The 5,260-nt window shown below is 70.1% G+C and carries 5 protein-coding genes; 3 read left to right on the top strand and 2 right to left on the bottom strand.

Annotated elements, in window-relative coordinates; all coding sequences use genetic code 11:
* Positions 1-273: 273 nt before the first annotated feature.
* Positions 274-1,038 (top strand): transposase family protein, encoded by a 765-nt coding sequence (locus ACFW2E_RS27670; protein WP_384469784.1) that lies wholly within the window; start codon positions 274-276, stop codon positions 1,036-1,038.
* A 339-nt stretch (positions 1,039-1,377) separates the two neighbouring features.
* Here the strand turns inward: ACFW2E_RS27670 and ACFW2E_RS27665 are convergent, their stop codons facing one another.
* Positions 1,378-1,971 (bottom strand): YdeI family protein, encoded by a 594-nt coding sequence (locus tag ACFW2E_RS27665; protein ID WP_384469783.1) that lies wholly within the window; start codon positions 1,969-1,971, stop codon positions 1,378-1,380.
* A 55-nt stretch (positions 1,972-2,026) separates the two neighbouring features.
* Here ACFW2E_RS27665 and ACFW2E_RS27660 point away from each other — a divergent pair, with 55 nt between their 5' ends.
* Entirely contained in the window at positions 2,027-2,161 is a 135-nt protein-coding gene (locus ACFW2E_RS27660) for a hypothetical protein (RefSeq protein ID WP_384469782.1), read from the top strand.
* Positions 2,162-2,537: 376 nt separating this feature from the next.
* Here ACFW2E_RS27660 and snpA read toward each other — a convergent pair whose 3' ends face one another.
* Complete coding sequence (gene snpA, locus ACFW2E_RS27655) at positions 2,538-3,227, bottom strand: snapalysin (protein WP_384469781.1); 690 nt, start codon at positions 3,225-3,227, stop codon at positions 2,538-2,540.
* Between the two features lie 223 nt (positions 3,228-3,450).
* Between snpA and ACFW2E_RS27650 the strand changes: the two genes are divergently transcribed.
* The gene (locus ACFW2E_RS27650) at positions 3,451-4,470 is read left to right on the top strand and encodes a LysR family transcriptional regulator (protein ID WP_384469780.1); all 1,020 of its coding nucleotides are present in this window, start codon (positions 3,451-3,453) and stop codon (positions 4,468-4,470) included.
* Positions 4,471-5,260: the final 790 nt, after the last annotated feature.

Below are 5,260 nucleotides of genomic sequence, written 5' to 3'. Positions count from 1 at the left end.
CCGTCACGCTATGTCGGTACGGCCGTCGAGCCCGAGCCGCCGGCGGACCACGAGGTGAGGGATCGAAAGGCACCGAGCGTCTGTGACAAGTAGCCTGCCTTCCAGGTGACAACCAGGCTGCTTCGGCCAGGCCCTTCTGCCGGCCTTTTCGGCTCCGCCGGTGACAACTATCGAGCCTCGGCACAGTTGGCGTAGGGGCCGCATACGGGAGGAGGTGAAGCTCCTGGTAGATGGGTTGTCGACCAAGAGCGACCTGTCCGCCCGGAGCTTCATGTGCTTGTCTACCCATCGGGGCTGGATCTGTCCAGTTCGGTCCTGCGGCTCCTGTCCCGTCTGCTGACGACCCGACGCCGTGAACCCGGTACGCGGTGGCGCCGCCTCACGGCGGACCAGCAGGCCCTGCTGGTCCTGGCCCACCTGCGGTGCGGGCACACCTACGCGCAGCTCGCCGCCGGTTTCAGCGTTGGGACCAGCACGGTGGCCCGGTGCGTGGCCGAGGCCGTCGAGGTCCTGGCCGCGCTCGCGTCCGACCTCGCCACGGCTGTCCGGGCTGCGGCACGCAAGGCGTTCGTGATCCTCGACGGGACGCTGCTGCCGATCGACCGTATCGCCGCCGACCGCCCGTACTACTCCGGAAAACATAAGAAGCACGGGATGAACGTGCAGGTCATCGCCGATCCGTCCGGGCGTCTGCTGTGGGCCTCGGCCGCCCTGCCGGGCGCGGTCCACGACGTCCGCGCCGCCCGCACCCACGGCATCGTCGACGCCCTGACCCAGGCGGACATCTCCTGCTGGGCCGACAAGGCGTATCAGGGAGCCGGCGGTACGGTGCGGGTTCCCTACCGCGGCCGCTGGGAGAAGCTGTCCGCAGGCCAGCAGGCCGTCAACCGCTCCCACGCCAAGATCCGCGCGCTCGGCGAACAGGCCATGGCCACCCTCAAGACCTGGCGACTCCTGCGCAAGCTCCGATGCAGCACCACCCGCATCACCGCACTCGTCCAAGCCGTCCTCACCCTCCCCCTAAACGCCCCAAGCTGAGCTTGGGAAAGGCTCACTGCCGTCAACGGCTCGGGGCATACGTTTGCGCTGCCACTGCCTGGTGTCGGTGCAGCGGGGCTCTACTGCCACGCGCCAGGCTCGGCACGGACGAGAGCGCGGACGGTCTGCTCGTACAGCTCGAGCGCGACAGAGCCCTCATCGACAGCGATGTCGATGAGGGCTCTGCGACGTTTGACGGGTCTTCGATCTTGAGCAGTGCGCCTGCTCAGGGCCTCTGACGTTTCGTGACGCTCAGTGAGGGCACTTGGTGGCTGCCGCCGGGGCCGCAGGCGCGCCGGGCCCCCCGGGGCACTGCACGGCTGCGCTCCCTCTCCGGGACTACGGGTGCAGCTTCTCGCCCTTCGCCAGCATCGCTACGTACTTCTCTATCCGGCGCGCCCGGGTCTCCGGCTTCTTGGCGTCTTGGACCCGGTACAGGATTGCGTAGCGGTTCTGCCGGTCCAGTGTCTCGAAGAACGTGGCCGCGGCCGGGTCGGCGGTCAGGGCCGCCGCGAGGTCGTCCGGCACCGTGGCGGTCTTCGCGCCGTCGTAGGCCGCCTCCCAGCGGCCGTCCGCCTTGGCGCGGTCGACCTCGGCCTGCCCCTGGGGATGCATCCGGCCCTGCTCGATCAGGGCGGCCGCCTTGTCCCGGTTGATCTTGGACCACTTGCTGCGCGGCTTGCGCGGGGTGAACCGCTGGAGCCACCACTGGTCGTCGAACTTGGCCTTCTGGCCGTCGATCCAGCCGTAGCAGAGTGCCACGTCGAGCGCCTGGGCGTAGTCCAGCGCGACGATTCCGGGGCCCTTCTTGCGAAGCTTGAGCCAGATGCCGGACGAGACGGCGTGGTTCTCGCCGAGCCATGCCTGGAATGCCTCGGCGGATTCGAATGCGACGATCTCCAAGTGCTGAGTCACCCCAGCAGCGAACCACACCCGGCCGATTGTCGTGACGCATTCGGGCACGGCCCTGGATGCAGGAGCCACGGGCTTGCTCAACGATACGACGTCCCTGACCCGGGACCGGTGGCACACCGGCTTCGTCGACGCCCTCGGTCACGGCGGGCTGCTCGGACAGGTCGAGGGCCGCACCGTCGACGCACGCGGTTTCCTGGCCGACCCCTGAAGGGTGCTGCCCGGGTCTTATGCCCGGCGGTGTCACGACCTGCTCCGCAGGCCGCCAGGGGCGCGGGTTCGCCACGGTCCACGGCCCGGCCCGTTTCTCCGCCTGGTGCTGTGCGGCGTACTCCTCTGCCCGCGCGGGCCACAGCACCCGCACCTCATGAAGTTCCTCCGCCACCCGCACCAGCGGATCCGGATCCGCCTCCCGTCGCCGGGGGATCGCGGCCGTGCGACGCGAACTCGCGCAGGGCATGGAGCAGATGATGCTGGTCCCAGATGAGGGTGCGGTCCAGCGGTTCGGACCGCGGTCGGCGCCGCGGTCCGGACCGGAGAGGACGGACCGGGAGGTGCCGGAGGCCGGTCCGTCCTGGTCACCGAGGTCAGCCGGTCTTGCTCAGCTGCGCGACGGCCTTGGCGAGCCCGTTCACCCAGAGCTGGTTGACCTGGGCGCGCTCCGTGGAGTTCGGGTACCGGTTGGTGCAGGACGGGCCGGGGCCGCCGCCCGACATCAGCTCGCTGCACGGGCCGCTGTAGTGGTCGGGGAGGCCCAGCACGTGACCGGTCTCGTGGGCGGCGACGCGGATGGAGTCGTACTGCCGGTTCTGCGCGTAGTCCAGGAAGATGTAGCCGCTGCCGTGGCCGTTGGTCGACGCGTACGATCCGCGCGAGTCGTTGCCCTCGTAGTAGGCGAAGTCCGCGCTTCCCGAGGTCGCCTGGAGCTTGACGTTCGACACGGAGCTGTTCCAGATGGAGGCGGCGCTCGATATCTGGGAACGGAAGCTCGGCGCCTGTGAGACGTTGTAGTAGACGGTCACCACCTTCAGGGACGGCTGGGAGGCCTGCCGCTTCGCCACTGACTTCAGAACGGCGTCGAAGAACGCCTTGTTGCCGGTGTTCTCGGCCGTGCCGACGTAGCCGGCGCCGGAGGTCCGGGCTGGGGTCTCGGCGGTGCTTCGGGCACCCGCCGGTGTCGCAGTGCCGAGCGCGGCGGAGGCCAGACCGAGGCCGAGTGCGAGGGCCAGAAGTCTCCTGGAGTTCTTTGGCTTGGTGGGCATGGGGAACGAAGCCATGTGGGGGGCTCCTTCTCGTCCTGTGGGGTTGAACGATCGGTTGCCCGTGAGTCTCCTTCAGTCCAATGGGACGACGGATGATGGCAGTTGGGGATAGCGCGGTGCTATCTGCGGCCGGCTCACCCAGACGCGTCGGTCGGCGGGATCGACTCGGCCGACTCGTCCCTATTCGTTGGAACTTGAACATCTGGTGTGCCGACCCGTCCCGCCCTAAGCTCCCTTCATGGAGCTGGAGGTGAGGCACCTTCGCGTTCTCTGTGCCATCGCCGACACCGGCAGTCTGCACAAGGCGGCACGGCAACTCGGCCTGGCACAGCCCTCGGTGAGCACACAGCTGCGACGCATCGAGCATGCGCTGGGCGCCCAGCTCTTCGTGCGCGCCCAGACCGGTTGCCGGCCCACCCCGCTGGGACTGGCGGTACTGAGCCGTGCCAGACCCCTGGTGGCGGAGTTCACGGCGATCGTCACCGAGACCAGGGCAGCGGCCGCCCGCGCAGCCGGGGGGTTCCAGCTGCGCATCGGTGCCACGGCGAGCCGTGCCATTCCCGGCTGGCTGCGCCTCCTGCGGGCACGGGTCCCGCGGATCGAACCTACCCTGCAGATGAACGTGTCCGCCAACTTCCTGCTCGGCATGGTCGCTGCGGGACGGCTCGACATAGCCTTCGTGCACGAGGTCGAAGGCAGTCCGCTGCGCATTCCGCCCGGGCTCGGCCTGCGCGTTCTCGTCGAGCGCGAACCGCAGTTCGTCACCCTGGCGGCGGACCACCCGGCGGCGAGGCGGCGGCAGGTTCCGCTCGCCGACCTGGCCGGCGACCGCTGGATGGTTGATTCCACGGTCGACGGGGAGTGGGACGCCCTGTGCCGGGCGCTGCGCGCGGCCGGTCTGGAGTCGGAGATGCTGCACGGCGACTACCTCACCGCGTACTCGCTGGCCGCCACCGGCGAGGTGGTCACGGTGAGCCAGCCCACCGCGCATCTCCGTCCCGACCTCGCGATCCGCCCCCTGGAGGGCGACCCGATCGGCGTACGCCTCCTCCTTGCGGCCCGCACTGAGGCGGAACTGGACAATGTCTACGATGAGTTGGAGGAGTCCTACTGGACGGTGGCCCGCGATGCTCCGGCCTACCGGGAGTGGCTGGAGCGGGCCCACCGACCGCTCGTACCGCCCGACGGGGCAGCCGAGTCCCCTTCGCACCGTGCTCCGCGCGGACGGTATTGGCTTGCTCGAACTGAGCATGGCTGAACAGGACTTCTGCGTAGACCTCGAACGTGATCGTGCCCTTGCCAGAACTTCGTCCGTGCGGGTCAGGCCCCATGTCGGTACTCGTGGAGGACCCCGCCGAGGCGGTCCCGCCGTCGTATGTCGAGGCGGGCGATCCTGTCCGGGTCGGTGATCGGCGTGGGCAGCGGGTGGAGCGGGCGGGCGTTGGCGCATCCTGGTGCGGCCAGTGGGACAGCGCGGCGACTTCCCACCGGCCCGAGCGGGCCCTGAGCGTGAGCTCGTACGCCAGCGGCCACCGGCCGGCCGTGTCCCGGGCTTCCACCCGGGCGAGGGCACGCACCACCGTGCCGTCGGCCAGCACTTCCTGGACAGTGACCGCCGTGTATGGGGCGGGGGAGACCAGCGTCAGCTTCACCTCGGGTGCGAGGTAGCGGTCGACCTCCCCGGCCCGCGTCAGGTAAGCGCCGAAGAACTCGCCGGCTGCGGAGGAGAGATCGCCCTCGGATGGCACGCTCTCGGCCACCGCGGCGCGCGCCAGGCTGGCAACTGCACGGGGGCCGGTCGCGGCAAAGGAGGCGTCGCTCGCATCAGTGGCCACGGGAACGACGAAGTGGCGCAGCCGTCCGTCGGCGTACTGCGCAGCCTCGGTCACCGCCGCCCACTCGCCGTCCTCGCTCTGCGCACTGCGCACGGCGGTGGGGCAGCGGCGGGACCGGTGTTGGCCTCTGCCACGTGGGTTGGGGGGGGGGGGGGGGGGGCTCCCCCCCCCGGGGGCCCCCGGGGGAGGGGGGGGGGGGGTGTCCACCCCGCG

Source organism: Streptomyces sp. NPDC058964, from assembly GCF_042741275.1.
Taxonomy (GTDB): Bacteria; Actinomycetota; Actinomycetes; order Streptomycetales; family Streptomycetaceae; genus Streptomyces.
This window is presented reverse-complemented; position numbering and strand designations above follow the sequence as displayed.